Here is a 19,386-nt window from a genome sequence, read left to right on the forward strand (position 1 = left end):
CCATGGCTTGGCGAGATTGCTTAAAGTGGGTTTATCTGTTTCAAGGCTGCTTCCACTTTGGTTACAGGAAGTCTGCAGGTTTTGTTCCTGCAGACATAGATCAGGGTTTCTCCCTCTACTTTTTTCATTTCCAATAAGGGAATGTTTTCTTCTGTTCCACCGGAAAAAACGGATGTGGGCAAATAACGTTTTTGCATTTGCTGAGTCTTTTCCCACGCTTCATTTCCCATGATGGCCACTTCAAAAGGATTGGAAGCCATAAATCCCATCAGCCGCAGCCAGTTGGCATCAAAAGGACTTACCGCTGGGTATTCATTCCTGACGGTAGAAAGCATTTTCTTGGCTATTTCAGTATACTCCTGATCATAAAAAAATAAGCCCAGTTTATAAAGGTTTAAGGCCATGACTGAATTGGAAGAAGGCATTTCATTGTCGAAAACTTCGTAGTGGCGGAGGATAAGGGATTGGTCCGTACTGGGGGAATAATAGAATAAGCCAGCCTTAGGGTCATAGAAATGGGCCAAAGCGTAATCAGCTAAATCTTTCGCCTTGTCAAGCCATTTCTTATCAAATGTGGCCTGATACAGTTCCGTGAAAGCCTCTATCAGAAAAGCATAATCGTCCATAAACCCCTCGACACTAAGCTGTCCTTTGAAATAAGAGCGCCACAGTCCTCCATCTTTGCGGCACATGTTATCCAAAATAAACTGGGCATTGTTTAGGGCAATGTCCAGATACCTCTTATCCCCCAATGCCTGATAGGCATTGATATACCCTTTAAGCATCAGGGCATTCCAAGAGGTAAGTATTTTAGTGTCCAAACTTGGGCGCTCCCGTTCTTGCCTTTTGTTGAACAATAGTTTCTTTGAGGAGGCCAGTTCATTTCTGACAGCTGTCAGCGAAAGTTGATGGTTCTTTGCAAAGCCTTGCAGGTCATTTGGGGCGGATAATATGTTTTTCCCATTTTCCCAGTTGCCTGCCTCACTGATGCCATAATATTTGATGACCAACTCAGCTTTTTCCTTTCCAAGGGTTTCTTCTATTTCATGGGTGGTCCAAACATAGAAATCCCCCTCTTCCCCTTGGCTGTCTGCATTCAGGGAGGAGAAAAATCCATTTTCATTGCTGGTCATCTCCCTTTCAACAAAAGCCAATGTTTCCCGGATGGTTTTAGCGTACAGCTCGTTTTGGGTAAGCTGAGAGGCATGAGCATAAAGGCTGGTCAGCTGGGCATTATCGTAGAGCATTTTTTCAAAGTGGGGGACTTTCCATTGGGAATCGGTGGTATAGCGGGAGAAACCGCCCCCTAGCTGATCATAAATCCCTCCTGTGGCCATACGGTTCAAGGTGGTGTTTACAGCATTGATACTTGAAGTGGCCTGGGTAAGGTAATGGTGCTGCAACAAGGATTCCCAGACGGCAGGCATGGGGAATTTCTGTTCCCCATTGATTCCTCCAAATTCATGGTCGATCAGCTCGTTAAAGGATTCAAAAGCCTGGGTATAATCAGACATTTCAAAAGTTAGTTGTGGCTGGTCTTGAGAAACGGCGTTTTCTTCCTTCAATCCTTGTAATAGGACTTGGGCCTGCCGGGTAAGGTTTTCATGATCATTTGAATAGATCTCCTTTATTTCCACCAACAGTCTTTTCCATTGATCCACTGTGAAATAAGTCCCTGCAAAAAAGGGGCGCCCGTCAGGGAGCGCGAAAACATTGAGCGGCCAGCCTGCACTTCCGTTTAGGATTTGGGCAGCTTCCATGTAGGTCTTGTCCACATCTGGTCGTTCTTCTCTATCCACTTTTATAGAAATAAAGCCTTCATTCATGATCTTGGCCACCGTGGAGTCCATAAAGGATTCCTCTTCCATTACGTGGCACCAATGGCAGGCAGAATAACCGACACTGATAATGATGGGCTTGTTTTCCTCTTTGGCCCTTTCCAAAGCTGATTCTCCCCACTCCAGCCAGTTTACGGGGTTGTCCGCATGTTGGCGTAGATATGGGCTGGAAGACCCCAGCAACGGGTTTCGCGATTTCTCCTCATTTTGGGACTTGGAGTTGCAAGCGGCCATCCCAAGTAAAAGTCCACAAAAGATGTGAAGCACAGTGCACTTCAGCAAGTTGAAGTTATTAGCTCTTCTTAAAATCATAGTTGATTGGATGTCCGTTTTGCAAAGTGAATTTAAGGAACAATGCCTGTAATACCCCAGCTTTGGTTTGGCTCTGGCCCCAGCCATAGCTCCAGTAAGCCTCCTTTAACATAGTCCGTATGCTCAAACCAAAACCGGTTCAGCTTTTCTCCATTTAATCGGGCATCCTGGATGTACATGTTTTCTTTGGAATTGTTATAAGTCCGGATGACAAATTGCTTTCCGGGGTAATATTTTTCATCCAGCTTGATGATGATCTCATCAAAGATAGGGCTGGTGATTTCATAAACAGGCTTGGCCGAGGAACTGCCTTTTAGGCTGAACATCCCCAGTGACATCAAAGCGCTGACTCCTCCCATTTGACCTTGGTCCTCATCGTGTCCACCATAGCCTTTGTCCGGAGTGGTCCCCCCATAAGCTTGTTCCTGCACTTTTCTCACCCAGTATTGGGAGAGCCAAGGTTTGCCCGCATAATTGAACACATGGGCATTGGAGCAGCCCGGCTGATTGGCATAGCTTACATAGCCGCTGCCGTATCCAAAAACAAAGTCTTCTGACTTGGCTTTGTCAAAAGCAAAGTTTAGCTGCTCGCATAGCACATCATTTCCTCCCATTAGTTCCGAAAGACCTGGAATGTCATGAGAAACCGACCAGGTAGCCTGCCAGGCATTGGCCTCCACCCACCCATGTCCGCTCAACGGATCATCGTGTAGCCAATTTCCCTTTTCGTCTTTCGGGAAAATTAGTTTATGCTGTTTATTATAAAGGCTTTTCCATCCAGTGGATCGATTTAAAAAGTACCTTTCATCTTTTTTCTTTTTTAAGCCATGTGCCATTTGCGCCAAGGACCAGTCCTGAAAGGCCGCTTCTAGGGTTCTGCCGGCGCTGTTGGCAAAGTATCCATTTTTAATATAATGTTCGTCTGCTTCCAGCATCCCTCCGGGCATATGGTTTTGCTTCATGACTGCATAGGCATGCTGTGGATTTACCTTGGTCAAGATTCCTTTGGTGTACGCAGAGACTATCAGTGGGGTGGCGGGGCATCCCGTCATGATATAGGAATATCCGCCTAAATTGGGGCCTCTGGGAAGTAATTTTCCATTATCGGCATATTGCACGAGCGAGGCGGAGAACTCGTCCAGTACCTCAGGCCAGGCCAGGCCCCAGAGGATGTTTAAGTTCCATTGTGTAAGCCAAAAAGCATCCGAATTGTACATGTGGAATTTAGCCTCTCCCCGGTCGTTTCTGGGCAACGATCTTACTTTCAGTTTGGCGTTTAAGGTGTGGTTACCTTGACGCTGACCTTCTGTATAGTCGGGATAGTCCCCGCTGATATCGTCGATTTTGTGTCGGCCTAATAGGGCATGCCATATGTCAGTATAGAATTTTGTCTTTTGAGCATCTTTACCGCCTTTGACTTCGATTTTTCCTAACCAGTCATTCCATTCATTCCTCGAATCGTCCCTGACACGATCAAAGTCCCAATGGTTACATTCTTCGGACAAATTGTTTCTGGCGTTTTCTATACTGGTATAGGATACGGCTACTTTCATTTGGATCTTATCGCCTTGTTTGACGGGGAAGTCTGCCGACACCCCTGCATTGGGCGCATCGTAATAAGACCAACCTCCATTCCTTGCGGTTTTTTCCGGACTGCCCGAAAAGGATGTGATGTTTTGAAATTTAGCTTCTCCATCCCAGCCGTTTAGCTCCTTCATAGCTTGATCAAACTGGATGACAAAGAAGATTCTGGCATTGTCCGGGCCTCCCCATAACCTGCCGGTAGAATTTACCGAGCCTTGGATTTCTGTATCACTGATTTTAGTAACGCGGGCATCTGTCATGGTGGTAGTGGAAAGGTAACCTCCCAGATTAATCAGGATATTGGAAAGGGCATCTTCGGTATAGGTATACCTGTAAAAACTTACCCTATCGGTACTGCTTTGCTCTACCCAAATTTTATAATCATCCAGGAAGACTTTATGGTAGCCCGGCTGCACGATTTCACTTTCATGTTTGAAATTGGATTTCCAAGAATGCTCGCCGAGGTTGGGGTTGATTTTTCCCGTGGTGGGCATAATGTTTATACCTGAAACCATCCAGTCATGTAACTGTGGGAATCCTAAAATTTCAGTGGTGTTGTAATTGTATCCGCCACCCATTTGGTTTTTGTTCCGTGTCATGGGGGCTGCGCTGATCATCCCAAATGGCCGGCTCCCTGTTACAAAGAAGAAATACCTTCCCCTGGTGGTCTCAATATAAGGATCGACAAAGGAGACGAAGTCTTTATAGCCCTTAGGGGAAGGATAAACTTCTATTTCGGAAAGTCCAAGGTGGTCCCCATTGCCATCGGTTACTTCAAACTTTATCCATTCAACGGTTTTTTCAGGAAAGGAAACCACTTTGGCTGAACCGTCATTCGGAATGGCCGCAACACTGATTTTACTCCCATCACTGAAATGTAGGGTTCCTCCGGCAGTATGTGTTTTTGCACTTGGCCGGTCGTAGAGAATGACCTTGTTGATAGCTTGTTCCGATGTCCAATCCAGTTTTACCCATGGGAAGTTTACGCCTCCCCAAAAGTTCATTTTACTATCGGAAGCCCATTCCCCCATATTTTGAAAGAGCACTATTCCGTCATTGACCTTGGAAACATCGAAGGTCCCGTTCAGGCTGTTGCTTGCAGTAGTTTTTGCATGTACAGCAATATTATCCGGGCCGGCGAGTAAGGTCTCAAAGGTCATCAATAAGCATGTCGTGCAGACAAGAAATTTCATCGGTAATGTTAAAAATGCTGAAGCTTTCATCAGTTTTCTATTAAATGTGAGACGGATAAGAAATGGGTTTATTTTCCCCAATTCATGTTAGGCTGCTTGCCCATGACCAATTCTAATTTTCCGCCATTGACGATATCTTTGAACCTTAATTGGTTTGAATTGAGCGGTTGGCCATTAAGGAGCGTTGATTGGATATAAATGTTTTCTTTGGAATTATTGGTGGTTTCTATGATGAAACTTTTACCTGTGAAATAATCACGGTTCAGCTGGATAGTTACCTTATCAAAGAGGGGGCTCCCGATTTGGAACTTCGGATCGATTTCCGTCAATCCCTTTAGATCAAACAGGCCAATGGAGGACATCACGTACCAGGCTCCCAGCTGTCCCTGATCTTCATCCTGTCCATAGCCGTATCCATGAATCCCTTCCGTCCCATAAAACTCGTCGCAAATCGCCCTCACCCACTTTTGGGCCAGATGGGGCTTGCCTGAGAAATTAAACATCCATGAAACATGCAGGTTAGGCTGGTTGCCATGGTTGTAAAGGGTCTTCAATCCGGAAAAAGCATCGATTTGAGCCCCTCCTCCAAAAATACTTTTCTGGGAAACGATGAAAATACTGTCAAGTCGGGTATTAAAGGTCTCTTCACCTATGGTAGCGACCAACTCTTCTGCATGATGGGGCACATAAAAGGTATATTGTACAGCATTGCCCTCCTGGAAACCTTTCCAGGGTGCCAGTGGGTCAAAGTCTGAAATGAATTCGCCATGGGTATCCTTTGGTCGGATCAATTTGGTTTCCTCATCAAATAATAACCTCCAGCCATTGGATAGTTTGGACAGTTGCTCGTAATCCTTTTTTTTGCCGAGTTGTTTGGCAAATTGGGCAACGGCAAAGCTGCTGAAAGCATATTCGAGGGTATGGGATGCTGCGAAACCGGAGCCTTCCTGAACCGTTGTCATATCAAAATGCTTTTCGTAAGGACTATAGCCCCGCTCCACAAACTGCCTGACATCCATTTTTCCGGCCCCTTCTATTCTGCCCTTCCATTCCACTTCGTTTTTTAAAGCGGCTTCGTAGGCGAGATCCACGTCGTAATTCCTTATCCCGCAGTTGTAAGCCGCGGCAATGGCCAAGCTGGTAAAATTGGTGCCTACTCCCGATACATATTTACTGTTGGCGATTCCATCTCCCAGCCATCCGGCATCTTTATACACCAGAAGCTGGCTTTGGATCCAGTCAGCATAATATTCAGGATAAGCCACTGCCCAAAGCTGGGTCAGGTTCCAAAAGGCTCCCCAAATGGCATCGGTATTATAGTGATGGTGAAGTGGCAGCCCCTTTTCATCAAGTTTGATCTGTCCTACCTCTCCGCTGTTCATCGGATAGGCCCCGTTAATATCGCTGGCAAGCCCCCTTCCCAATAGGGCATGGAACAGGCCGGTGTAAAATTTCACTTTGTCAGCTTCATGTTGCCCGTCTACCCTGATTCTGCCAAGGTATTCCTCCCAAGTCTTATTGGCCTGCTTTTTGGCCTTTTCAAAATCCAGGTTTTGGGCTTCAGTGTCCAAGTTGAGGCGGGCATTTTTGATGGATGTATAGGAAAGGCCAATTTTAATTTCAACTGCTTCCTCTTTTTCGGTATCAAAGGTAAAGTACATTCCAGCACCGACTCCCTCTTGTTTATTTCTTCCTGGAAAGGTTTGGTCTTTCACAAAAGTCCCAAAAGAAGCTGGTACCTTATCCATTTTGGCCGAAAAGTACATCCTTATATCAGCCCCTTTCTGGTAGATGTTCACATACACCGGTGAGGTCACCACGTAGCCTTCGATACGGCCATCTTCGGTAAGGTGGACATTGGCCTCTTTGACCTCTCCACTTTCTCCTTGCTTGTTGCCTATGTCAAAGATAATATTGGCCTGGGAGGTCTTAGGGAAAGTATAGCGGTGAAATCCCACTCTTTTGCTGGCCGTAAGTTCCGCTTTTATCCCGTAATCCTGTAGAAATACGGAATAATGGCCCGGTTTGGCCAGCTCATCCTTTTTATTGAAAGTAGACCTGTATCCACCCGCAGGATTGTCCAGTTCTCCAGGGACAGTTTGTAATTTTCCCACGGAAGGGGCAATCACTACTCCTCCTATCTGAAATTCATGAAAGTTTGCAAAGCCTTCAATAGAGTTATGTCTATAATCATAACCCACTGCCTGCCATCCGCCAGAGTTGCCCAAATGTGCGTCGGTAGATGGCCCTAGCTTTGCCATCCCAAAAGGAACTGCTGCCGGCGTATAAAAGAACCAGCGGCAATGCGCTGTCCCAATGTTTGGATCCACATAATCCAATGGAGAAGTCTTCTTTTGTCCATACCCAAAAATGGAACATTGAATCAGGTAAGCAGTTAATAGTAGAAGCTTAAAGTTAGGGTTCATTAAATCTTGCTGTTTTATTGTAAATGTTTTGTAAAGATTTAGCTTTTTGTGGTCGAGCATGGAAACTAGTGTTATGTTAAGCATGATTTGTCGATGCTTTTCGTAGCCACCTTCTTGTTTAAGCAGTTAAACAAGCAGCCTTGTCCCGCACAGCGGGGAAGCTGCCTAAACAGTTAAACCCGGTCTACCCAATATCTCGAAGCAAAGGATTCGACATGCTCAATACGCCTGTTTACGATTAACTTAACACTAGCATTGATTCGTTTATTTATTCAACTTTACCAATTGCAGGTAGTCGTTGTTCTTGGCAAAAAGGATTCCTTCTCCACCACTGGCCAATTTCAGCTTTTTGGCAGCCTTCACTTCTCCTTTTACAAACAGACCGCTTTCATAAGGTTTCAGGCTTTTGAAGTCTCCTTGGCTGTTCCCCAGCATCAGCCCGCCATAGCTGCTATCTCCCCTAGGGGTCTCTACTTCAGAAGCATACAGGTTTCCTGCATAAATCATATCTGAATGCCCGTCACGGTTGATGTCCTCCACTACCATTGTATTTATAGGGGCGAGCTGCATGAAATTGTCTTTGATCACATGAAGCTCAAACTGTTCGTTGCCAAGGTTCTCTACATAACAATGACCGAAATTTTTGACTTCATAGTGAGCGGACCGCTTCAGGTGATCGGTGGAATAGATCTCTTCCAAGCTGGCCGTGGCAAAGGAATGGTAATCCTTAAACTTGGTTTTGATAGCCGGTATTTGTTGGGAAGAGCATTCCCTACCTCTTACCGGGACCTGTTTCCCTTTTTCAATTTTGCTTAGTACAATATCCTGTTTACCGTTATTGTCATAATCATAGGTGTACAAACTGAAAGGGGAGCCTTCCTTGGCTTGGTACTTGTAGTTTTTTCCCAGATTACCCACCATAAAATCCTGGTCACCGTCACCATCAAAATCATGGCTTACCAGTCCAAACCACCAAGCCATGGTATCCCCAAGTCCGGCTGCTTCACTTTGATTGGTGAATTTTCCTTTTACATTTTTTAAATAGGTGATGCCTGTCCATTCGCCGACCACAATCAGGTCTTTATAACCATCACCGTCCAGATCAAGACTTTCTGCTTGAGTTATCATACCCAGGTCGAGTAGGGAAGGAGCTATAATTTCCGTTACATCGGTAAATTTTATTCCTGTAGAAGGAGAGCTTTCATTTCTTAAGATGGTGCTTTTGGGAGCATTGGGGTATTTTCTAGGAACAATCCTGCCTCCGATAAACAAGTCCTCATCTCCATCATTGTCATAATCAAACGCAATTACCGTGGATCCGCTCTGGGTCATATTGGGCAATGCCGTTGTGTTTTTTTCAAAGACACCGTTTCCTTTATTGAGGTAGAATTTGTCCTGGTAATATGGGTTTCCTTCCCGGAGTTCATTTCCTCCACAGACTACATACAAGTCCAAAAGACCGTCTTTATTGGCATCGAAAAAACAGGCCCCAACATCTTCTTGGACTTTATCCTCTTCCCATAGGGCGGTGGATACCTCGGAAAAAGTGCCGTCTGCATGCTGCAGAAATAGGGCCCCAGGAGACCGGTTGGCACCACCAATATAAAAATCATCCCATCCATCGTTATTGATGTCTCCTACGGCCAGTGCCGGCCCAAACTGTGAAATCTTGTGGGGTAGAAGCACCTGATATTGGAAGTCGTTGAAGTTGTTTTCCGTATGCCGGTAGTCCAATTTTGCCTGCTGGGTGATGTCAGAAAAGAGGGGAGTTCTTCCCTTTTCGATAGCAGTTGTTGTCTTGGCGTTTTGAAATGAAAGCTCGACTACCTGGTTGGCCGCTACTTGATGGATGGTTTCTTCCTTTCCATCAGGCCATAACACCCTAAGTTTTTCAATGGTGGTTTTGGCACCTACTCCAAAATGTACTAGGGGTTCTACCGATGACTGAAAACCCCGGGTCAAGGTCACTTCCTGAAACTGCAATTCCTTCCCGTCTTCCAACCATATTTTACAGCCCAGCCCAAAGGCATTGGACTTCGGGCCATTGAGTTTTATTCTTAAATAGTTATTGGACTTGGAGTCACTGGTTTTGTTTTTATACACAGTACATTTATCATCCAGATTGTTGATGACCAGGTCCAGATCCCCGTCATTGTCCAGGTCGGCATAAGCGACGCCGTTGGAGAAGCCTTTGAAGTCAAGCCCCCATTCCTCGGAGACATCGGAAAACGAAAGGTCGCCATTGTTCCTAAAGGCATAATTGGCAATTTTTTCGGAGGGGATCTTTTTGGTCAGGTCCAGCGAGTTGCCTGTTTCGAAATTCTTCACCTCTTCAGTCCTGAAATAATCGCTATTATTGATATCCCTTCTCACTCCATTGGTTACATATAAGTCCTTTTGGCCATCATTATCGAGATCGGCAAATAGGGAAGCCCAGCTCCAATCGGTAGAGGAAACGCCCGCAAAACGCGCGATATCACCAAAGAAGGGCAGGCCTCCTTGGGAATTCCCCAGATTCATTTGAAGGGTATTGATGGAATATTGGTGGTGCATGTCATTGCTGACCATGTTATAGAAGCGTTCTGGGTCCATGCTGTCCATATTTTCTTTGGCCCTTTGGTGGCCCTTGGGCATCATGTCCACTTGATAGATGTCGAGCAGTCCGTCATTATTGAAATCGGCGGCATCGGTGCCCATTCCGAAATAGGAAGTATGGTTGGTGAGGTTGAGATTCTGGTCTGAAAAGGAACCGTCTTTATTATTGATCAAAAAGTAATCAGGCGTACTAAAATCATTGGAGACATAAATGTCGGGCCACCCGTCCCGGTTGTAATCTCCTACAGATATCCCCAGTGACAGGCCATACTTCGCGAGCCCTGACTCATGGGTGACATCAGAGAACTTTCCCTTGCCTTCATTTCTGTACAGGCGGTCGCTTCTATGCGCCGGGGCATGGTTCCGGTAATTGATGAATTCTGTGATGCTCCTTCGGGAAGGAACTATGGGGTAATTGACCACATAAAGGTCTTGATCGCCATCCAGGTCATAATCAAAAAATACGGCCTGGGTACTGTTGCCTTCGTCTGCCACACCATATTCCTCTGCTGATTCGGTGAATGTCGGCACTTCACCTTCTTTGGCATCATTGATAAAGAGAAGATTTTTGGTGGTCGTCCATTTCCCGGATACGCTGACATAGATATCCAGCCAACCGTCCTGATTGGCATCGCCCATGGTCACCCCGGTTACCCATCGGTTATCCCCGCCTACTTTGGCAGCCTGGGTAATGTCTTCAAATGCGAGATCTCCTTTATTGAGGTAAAGTTTGTTCTCAACCATATTACCCGTGAGGTAAACATCAGGGAGTCCATCCTTATTCAGGTCCCCTATCGCCACCCCTCCACCCATGTAGATATACATGTAGTTGAAATAGTTGATGGAGTCATTTTCACTTAAAGTGTTTGCGAATTCAATGCCTGAATGCCGAGGAGAAACTTCGGTGAAAAGTTTATCTGCTGCGCCAAATTCAGCGGATCTTTCGCAGCTAACCAGCGTGGCTGACACCAAAAGAGTGAATAGAGAGAGACGATTCAATTTATTGGTAAGGTACTGCATAACTCAACTTGATTTTTTGGACAAAACAACCATGTAGCGTACTGTTGGAAGGCATGGAAAAGAACCCCGGCAGAATGAATCTCTGCCAGGGTAGTATTCAATAAGAAGTGTTAAACAAATAGGATCTATTTTAACCCGGATTATGCAATAGGATTCGTTATGAGGACTGAAAATGCAAGAAAATCAGGCTGTTTGGAGACTGAAGCATAGCACCGCTATGGTGAACCTGTCTAGCCGCCAGATAGAGTCGAAAACAGCAGCGAAGCGACTGATTTTAAAGTAGTTTCAGTCCGTAATAGATTTTCTATTGCATATTTCGGGTTTAGTCGTATCCAGGATTCTGTTCGATATTATTATTGCTTCTTTGGATTTCCACTCGTGGAATAGGGAACAGGTAATAATGATCGCCCGGCCATGCTGACCTAGGGTCAATGGCCTCTATTTCTCCGTAGGTATAGTTCAAGGTGCCCATTAGATCACCCTCGCTGGCGCCGGTCCAGTCCATAGTGACTTTTGTAAGTCCTCTAATGGGATTAAGGTCCACATTTCCCGGAGCGGCTTTCCATCGCATAAGATCAAAGAAGCGGGAGTCTTCCAGGTGTAGCTCTACCGCCCTTTCATTTCTATAGTCACGTACCAAATCAGCTCCTGAGCTGGTAATGTCCGGCATGTTGACCGATGGCCTTCTACGTACTCTGTTGATGTACTCACGGGCCAAATCCTCATTGCCAAGGGCAATCTGTATCTCGGCATAGTTCAGGTAGAACTCGGCCAGTCGCATAAAGACGGTGGTCTGGCTATAGTCGTAATCAAAACTTGCACGGGGACCCTTGAAATCCAATAGTTTCCTAAAGGTATATCCTGTCTGAACTCTCCAGTGGAAAGGAGTCAGGCCTTTTACCCAATAGGTTTTTGAATCCCTGCCAAAATCAAACAGTTCCTGGCCGTTGATGGGATCGACCTTATTGGGGTTTTGGTACGGAGGATCATTATCCGCATTTGGATTGGCATCTTCCCAATACTCATACAGTCTGGTGGTACTTTTGGAACCATCGTTAATCGTTATTGGACCTGCTCCAGGGTAAAGGATATAGCTGTAATATCTGGGGTCCCTGTTGGTGTTGGGATCCTGAGGATTATAACCAGAGGCGGGGTTGACCGTCATACCATCTTCCATGTAGGGATATTCCCCATTGGTCATTTGGAACATGTTGATGAAGGTCTGGGTAGGCATCAATCGCTGCCTGGCATCGAAACCACTTGGCCAGAAGTCATAATTGTATCCCCAGTCAGGAATTCTTGTTCCGGCGGTGTAGGATTTGCCAAAGATCGTTTCATCGCTCTCTATTGGCTGCAGGAACAATTCTTCGTGGTTGGGATGCAAAGAAAAACCCGCATCGATGACTGCCCTGGTAGCTTCAGCAGCAGCATTCCACTTGGCCAAGTCATTGCTTGGGTTATTGAGTGGACTGGCCATATACAGGAGCATACGGGCTTTCAAAGCCATGGCCACCTCCTTGGTCAGTTTGCCTGCGGCAGGAGTGACTCCTTCCAACAGCTCAATGGCTTCTTCGCACTCGTCCAGTACGAATTGGGCACATTCACTATAGGAGTTTCTGGTGACATCAAAGTGCTCATTGTCCAACTGAAAACTGCTGGTTATCAAAGGAACCCCGCCGAATGTTCTGATCAGTTCAAAGTACATCCATCCCCGTAACAGGTGCATTTCCCCTTTCATAGGATCCAGCAATGCAGGGTCAATGTCTGAGTCAGCAATGTTCTCAAAGAAAATATTGGCCCTTTTGATAAATTCATATTCCTCGTTCCAGATATTGGTGAGGCTGGTGATATTATCTGGGGTGATGTTTCCTTGCAGGTATTCCCGCATCCCTCCACTACGGTTGTGGGTGTCCGGTGCAAACACAGCAATGTCCGTCATTCCGATATAGCCACCGGTACCCGGGCTCCAGGGTGGTTTTATTCCATTATATACATTGAAGACATAATTCTGAAGAAATGTGGGGTCGTTAAAGACATTGTTCTCTGAGATGGCATCCAATGGCTGTTTGTCCAAGATGTCATCGCTACACGATGTCGTCAAAGAAATTGTCCCCGCAGTCAGTAGCACGAATGCCTTTCCGGCAAATCTATTTTTTAATACTTTATTTATCATGAGATTAAGCTTTAGAAAGTAATGTTGAGACCAAAATTTAACCTTCTCATATTGGGGTAGGCGCCGCCGTTCCCGCTTAAAAATTCAGGATCTCCGGCACCATACTTTTTCAGGTTGTTGAACACCATAAAGAGGTTGTCCCCTGAAACGTAAAGCCTGAATGCGTCCACGCCCAGTTTGGAAAGCAGGTCTTTTGGAATAGTATAGCCCAGCTCAACGGATTTCAAGCGTAACCAAGTCACTTCCTGGTAGTAAAAGTCACTGTCAGAGGCTCCTGTGCCTGTTAGGCGAACCCTAGGAAGCTCAGCACTGGTATTGTCCATGGTGTAGCTGTTGTTTGCTACATAAGCCAGTCCATTGCCATTGGCCCCAGAGCTGAAGCCGTTATTCAACCGCCACTTGGCGCCACTTTGTCCCTGGAACAACACAGCAAGATCAAATGCCTTATAATCCAGGTTCATATTTAAGCCAAACTGCATTTTAGGGAAGCTGTTGGCATTGTATCTGTAACGGTCATTTCCGTTGATGACCCCGTCTCCATTTAAGTCCGAGAAAATCAGGCCTCCCAATTGGGCTCCGGGATAGTTGACATTGTTGTCCAGATCTTCCTGTGTTCTGTAAATCCCAACGGCCTTGTATACCAATATGGAACCAAAAGGATTTCCCTCCAGCTTTTGGTATTCTTCTGCCTGCGGTACCTCGTCGAAGTAGATGATTTTATTTTCATTATAGGACACATTTCCATTGAGGCTGAAGAATACCTCTCCGATATACTGCTTATAGCCGGTTTGAAATTCAATGCCCTGGCTTTCCATTTCACCGATGTTTTCATCAGGAAGGGCCAGTCCTGTATAGCCCGGGATGGAGGCTTGTCTTGTTCCTAGAATATTGGAGGTTTTGGTTTTGTAAACATCAATCTCAAAAGTGACTTTATTGTCCAGTAATCCGGCCTCTAATCCCAAGTCAGTTGTTTCGCTGACTTCCCAGGTGATGTTGGGATTTGGGGTAGAAGTAGCCTGGATGCCACGTACATCTGCACCGTTGATTACCCAACCGGTACCGTAACCGAATGCTCCAATGTATTGGAAGGGATTTACCCTGTCATTCCCCAGCTGGCCCCAAGAACCTCTGAACTTAAGGTTGCTAAATCCACTGGAGGCCATAAAGGGTTCGTTGCTGATTACCCAGCCCGCAGATACTCCCGGGAAGAAGCCCCAGCGAGTTTCTTTGGGGAAAATGGGGGAGCCGTCATAGCGGAAGTTGAAGCCCAAAAGGTATTTGTTGCTAAAATCGTAACGGACACGGCCAAAGTAATTCTGTCTGGCGGATTCACTGGCACTTCCATTATTGTTCCAGTTGCTACGGTCCGTACTCCCTGCAAACAACTGGTCGATCTGTGGAGAATCATACCCTAGGCGTTGGGCCCAGAAGTAGTTGTCCTTGTATTCCATTTGTTCATAGGCCAAGAAAGCACTGATATTATGGACATCGTTGATGGTTGTTTCATAGCCTAATCGGGAATTCAGCGTTACCCTGGTACTTTGGCTAAAGTCTTCCCGCAAGCCGATGTCCTCCACGATACGGGAGGTTCTTTTTACTATTTCACCGGCTGAGTTTTTCTCGAAATATTCCCAGGTGTAATTGAAGCTCTTGTTGTAGTTGGCAGTTTTGACGATGGAGGCAAAACCCTGCAGTGACAGCCCTTTGAGAAAGGGCATCGTGTATTTGTACCTAAAAGTGCCGCTGGCTACGTCAGCGGTGTATTTTCTGTACCCCGGGCTTCTAAGCCTGGCAGCAGGGTTAAGGTGGGACCAACCTTGACCAGGGTATCGGAAATCCCCGTCGATATAAGCCTCTTGAAGTGGACTGGTGGAGGCAAAATAGCCGATTTCTCCACCTGCTCCCCCCTGAGGTGTTTGGGTGTATTTTTCTCTAAAAGAGAGGTCAATGCCTACTTCCAGGTCATCAGTAACGGTCACGTCCAGATTGGCACGCACGTTATACTGCTTGAGCTTGGAAATATCGTCCCCGCGCAAAATGGCCCCTTGTGAAGTGGTCCCTAATGAGGCAAAGTACTTGATCTTTTCGGTACCGCCCCGCATGGACAGTGAATGTCTGGATTGGGGAGCCGGCCCATCCACCAATGCGGCATACCAATCTTCTTGCCTTCTGTCCCCACTTCTAAAGGCTTCAATCAGTTCATCCGGGAAATCAGGACTGGTACCGTCCAATGCACGGCTGGCATTAAGGATACCCATATATTCAAAGGCATCAGCTGATTTTGTCCTCATGGTAGGCGACTGGAAAGATTGGGTGGAGCTCAGGTTGAATGAAGGTTTGCCCGTTTTTCCCCTTTTGGTGGTAACAAGGATTACCCCACCGGCAGACTGGGCACCATAGATCGCCGCCGATGCATCCTTTAGGACAGAAATGGATTCAATATCATTTGGATCAAGTCTGTTCAGACCATCGGGATCAGCGTTGGCCACTCCGTCGATTACAATCAGGGCGGAGTTGTTACGGTAGGTGTTAAAGCCCCTAACCATGATTTGGGCATCATCAAAACCTGGTGCAGCGCTTCTTTGGTTGACGTAAAGCCCGGCCATTCGGCCGGCCAAAGAATTGGATAGAGAGGCTGCGGTGGACTTCTTCAAGGTTTCCCCAGAAGTTTGGACCACTGCATTGGTAACTTCAGATTTTTTCTGGGTACCATAGCCGACCACTACGACCTCATCCAATTGGTCAGTAGCCAGTTTAAGCTGGACATTGATGCTGGTCCGGTTATTTATGGTGATTTCCTGGGTTTCGTAGCCGATATAGGAAAAAACGAGGATACCATTTTCGTCATCCGCCGTTATGGAATACTTTCCATCTCCATCGGTAATGGATACGTTGTTCGTTCCTTTCTCTACGATTGTTGCTCCCGGTAGACTTAAGCCGTTTTCATCTACCACCGAACCGGAAATGCTTATCTTGGGGATAATACCGGAATGCTCATTTTTTGTTGTGCTGGATAATTCATGGGATTTTTTGTCATTGGCCAAAAGTGAGGAACATACCATAAAAGGAAGTATGAACCCATACATGCCACGCATGACCCCACGCCATTTGTGCGGTAATGGTTTACATTTCATATATTTGTATGGTTGGTTATTGTTAATAATTGACTAAGGTTTTAGCGAGCCTTCTTAGGCCGGTCCTCTACCAAAAGACCGGCCTTTTGTCTAAGAACTGTTTAGCTTTTTCATAGGTGATATTTGTTTTTGATTATAAGATGTAGGTATTGGCCTGACGGCTGGAAACTACAGCATGGATATTTAGCAAGACTTCCCCTTTCTGAGACCACTGTTTAAAACTGTATGATCGTCCTGAACAAATCTTTTATTTTTTCTCAATGTATGAATGTATAAACATATTGTAATTTAGTAAAAAAATATTTCAGGCAAAGTATTTTTTATGTTTTTGTTCTTTTAGTGTTGGTTATTATTTGGCCAGTGTTGGTTTTATCGTAAAATAATTTTTAAAAGGCCGCAGTTTGGAATGTTCTCTTGCATGGTTTTACATGCTAAGAATGTCGAATTACGCTTTTTATCAAATAGAAAAATGAGGCTGTATAGGGGTATAGGATTTCTGATCGCTTGCGATTACGTAATTCTATACATTATCTTGGGTAAAGTTCTCCCTTGAAATCTACTTATACCAAAAATCTACCCGCAATCAATCAAAGGGAGGTGACAAAGGGCTTAAGGTTTTTGCAAGTTTATTAGCTACAGTTTACATAAGGTCATAGTTTAAAATAATCACAAAAGGGTTTGTTACTTATGAGGAGAATCACCCATTTCAATGGTGGGTATTCCTCCTTTAATTAATTCAAGCTGCCGAAATCGCCATGGATTCAGTGGCTTTGCCGCTAAGCGTGGTAGTACAGATATATTTGTTGTTCCGGGAGGCATTTTTTTGGGATCTCTTTTAACCTAGAAGATTTAAAAAAGGAAAGATCAAATGGGGGCAATTTTTTTAAAAATCAGGGAGTAATTTCAGCGGTTTGGGTATTTATGATTAAAAGAATGCGGGAATTACCTCTTGGGTGATTTAAGGTGTAAAGTGGTACCTGTTCCAAAAGAAACACGGATAAATAAAGGGTATTATATAGATAGTGACGAAAAATTTTCTGCATTCATTTTCTACAGATCTAAGTGATTAGAACCAATATTATTATAAACCCATTTAATAACTTAATTATGAGAAAATTGCTTCGCCTTTTTTACATGGTAATCTTTTTACAGCTTGTTTCCTGTAGTATAGATCAAACAGTAAATGAATCCGAAAAAGAGGACATCGCAGATGCCAAAGGGGGGCAGTCTGTAAACAAACTGACCATTTCTGTTCCCTGTGAAGGGAATAGTTGGGTTTATGACAACCCAACTGCCACGAATAATATTATAGTTGCTGGTGGGATAAAAAACTGGACAGATTCCAATGATAAGATCCGGACCTATTTTTATGCAAAATCAACGGGAACCATTGATTTTGGGATTTTGGGAAAGTTCTCCGACGATACTATTTTAAAAGTTACGCTAAATGGGGTGACTCAAGAACATACTTTTCCTGCTTCTGCGAATTTCAAAAAACATTATGTCGGTTCCGTAGAAATTAGCCAAACTGGCTATTATTATGTGGAGCTGGAAGGGGGTTCTACCAACGGAAGCTCTTTTGGTGAAATCTCAAACATCTTGCTGGGCGACAATTCCTGGTCCTCAAACATTTCTTATGTGGAGTCATTTTATTGGGGAAGGCGAGGGCCATCTGTACATCTATCTTATACGGCGCCCACCAATAAAGACATTACCTGGTTTTACAATGAATTGACTGTTCCTGTAGGGAAAGATCCTGTTGGTTCTTATTTCATGGCGGATGGTTTTTCAGACGGTTATTTTGGCATGCAGGTAAATAGTGCCACAGAAAGGCGAATATTATTTTCTGTTTGGAGCGCATACGATACAAATGACCCTAATGAGGTTCCTGAAGAATATACGGTGGAGCTATTGGGATATGGTGATGGTGTTTATGTAGGGGAATTTGGTAATGAGGGCTCAGGCGGACAGAGTTCCATGATCTATCCGTGGGTGGCAGGCAATACCTATAGGTTTTTATTAAAAGGTGAATCTGTTGTAAACAATGCGACCGATTATACCGCCTATTTCTTTGCCCCTGAAGTCGGCGAGTGGAAGCTCATAGCCAGCTGGAGAAGACCGTATCCTGGAAGTGCTCATTTAACAGGTTTACACTCATTTTTGGAAAATTTTGATACTACCATGGGGGATGAGACCAGACAAGTAGAATATACCAATCAATGGGTTTATGATACCCAAGGGACATGGAGAGAGTTAACTACAGCATTGTTTACAACAGATGGTTCCGAAACGAGCGGCATCAGACTGGATTTTGATGGAGGAATTGGGGCCAGCCCTAATAGTTTTTATTTGAGGAATGGTGGTTTTTTCAGTGACAATGAAGTGCCCAATACCTCCTTTACCAGATCCGCTAGCGGAACGGCTCCGATTATTGATTTTTCGCAATTAGAAGTGCCCACTCTTCCCGCAGAGCCAACAATTTTGGACAGAACAGCTTGGTCAGTGGTCGGTTACAGCACGCAGGAAGACCAAGGAGGGGAAGGAAGCACGGGAAGAGCCGCGGACATTCTAGATGGTGATGTAAATACCTACTGGCATTCCTGCTGGAGCGGAAGTTGTGTGGCATCCTACCCTCACCAGATAACTGTGGACATGGGGCAGAATAATGATTTTGATGGATTTAGGTTTGTTCAAAGACAGTCACTTATCAGGTCGGTAAAAGAGGTGGAAATACTGGTCAGTCATGATAATTCGGGCTGGGCAAGCTTAGGTGATTTTGTTTTACAAAAAACGGCTTCACCACAGGATATTGATTTTCCTGTCACACAAAATTACAGGTACTTTAAATTTATCGCCAAATCATCCTATGATGGTACCGAGAATGCGTCAATGGCGGAAATAATGCCATTTACCCGTTAGAGATGAAATGTTGATAATAAATAAGTGTTTTCTAAAGCAGCGCGTAATTTAATAGGTGTATCCGCAATGATACATATAATCAAATCTTATAAGGTTCTTATTGTTTTTCTGTTCTTTTATTCAGGTATTGTTTTGTTCTTGGTGGTCTTCATGAATGCTGTGCATTTCCATTGATGAAAAGAACCATCCCGA

7 protein-coding genes are annotated in these 19,386 nt (G+C 44.9%); 1 reads left to right on the top strand and 6 read right to left on the bottom strand.

The genetic code is table 11. The features are described from left to right. Positions 1–20: 20 nt before the first annotated feature. From ACYVAA_RS08685 to ACYVAA_RS08710, 6 genes are all read right to left on the bottom strand, one after another. Entirely contained in the window at positions 21–2,150 is a 2,130-nt protein-coding gene (locus tag ACYVAA_RS08685) for a thioredoxin domain-containing protein (protein WP_460540581.1), read from the bottom strand. A 32-nt stretch (positions 2,151–2,182) separates the two neighbouring features. Beyond that, on the bottom strand, positions 2,183–4,927 hold the full coding sequence (locus ACYVAA_RS08690; protein ID WP_460540583.1) for a GH92 family glycosyl hydrolase: 2,745 nt from the start codon (positions 4,925–4,927) through the stop codon (positions 2,183–2,185). A 68-nt stretch (positions 4,928–4,995) separates the two neighbouring features. Then, entirely contained in the window at positions 4,996–7,353 is a 2,358-nt protein-coding gene (locus ACYVAA_RS08695) for a GH92 family glycosyl hydrolase (protein WP_460540585.1), read from the bottom strand. Positions 7,354–7,617: 264 nt separating this feature from the next. Next, positions 7,618–10,968, bottom strand: coding sequence for a VCBS repeat-containing protein (locus tag ACYVAA_RS08700; RefSeq protein ID WP_460540587.1), 3,351 nt, complete (start codon positions 10,966–10,968; stop codon positions 7,618–7,620). Between the two features lie 322 nt (positions 10,969–11,290). Continuing rightward, on the bottom strand, positions 11,291–13,141 hold the full coding sequence (locus ACYVAA_RS08705; RefSeq protein WP_460540589.1) for a RagB/SusD family nutrient uptake outer membrane protein: 1,851 nt from the start codon (positions 13,139–13,141) through the stop codon (positions 11,291–11,293). 11 nt (positions 13,142–13,152) lie between these two features. Next, positions 13,153–16,275 (bottom strand): SusC/RagA family TonB-linked outer membrane protein, encoded by a 3,123-nt coding sequence (locus ACYVAA_RS08710; protein WP_460540592.1) that lies wholly within the window; start codon positions 16,273–16,275, stop codon positions 13,153–13,155. Between the two features lie 1,107 nt (positions 16,276–17,382). On the opposite strand from ACYVAA_RS08710, the gene ACYVAA_RS08715 reads away from it, so the two are divergent. After that, positions 17,383–19,194 (top strand): DUF3472 domain-containing protein, encoded by a 1,812-nt coding sequence (locus ACYVAA_RS08715; protein ID WP_460540595.1) that lies wholly within the window; start codon positions 17,383–17,385, stop codon positions 19,192–19,194. Positions 19,195–19,386 lie beyond the last annotated feature (192 nt).

It is taken from the genome of Echinicola sediminis, assembly GCF_054777495.1.

Bases quoted from the DNA above. Each gene is read 5' to 3' on its own strand.
- ACYVAA_RS08685 (WP_460540581.1), bottom strand. From the start codon at position 2,150: ATGATTTTAAGAAGAGCTAATAACTTCAACTTGCTGAAGTGCACTGTG.
- ACYVAA_RS08690 (WP_460540583.1), bottom strand. From the start codon at position 4,927: ATGAAATTTCTTGTCTGCACGACATGCTTATTGATGACCTTTGAGACC.
- ACYVAA_RS08695 (WP_460540585.1), bottom strand. From the start codon at position 7,353: ATGAACCCTAACTTTAAGCTTCTACTATTAACTGCTTACCTGATTCAA.
- ACYVAA_RS08700 (WP_460540587.1), bottom strand. From the start codon at position 10,968: ATGCAGTACCTTACCAATAAATTGAATCGTCTCTCTCTATTCACTCTT.
- ACYVAA_RS08705 (WP_460540589.1), bottom strand. From the start codon at position 13,141: ATGATAAATAAAGTATTAAAAAATAGATTTGCCGGAAAGGCATTCGTG.
- ACYVAA_RS08710 (WP_460540592.1), bottom strand. From the start codon at position 16,275: ATGAAATGTAAACCATTACCGCACAAATGGCGTGGGGTCATGCGTGGC.
- ACYVAA_RS08715 (WP_460540595.1), top strand. From the start codon at position 17,383: ATGAGAAAATTGCTTCGCCTTTTTTACATGGTAATCTTTTTACAGCTT.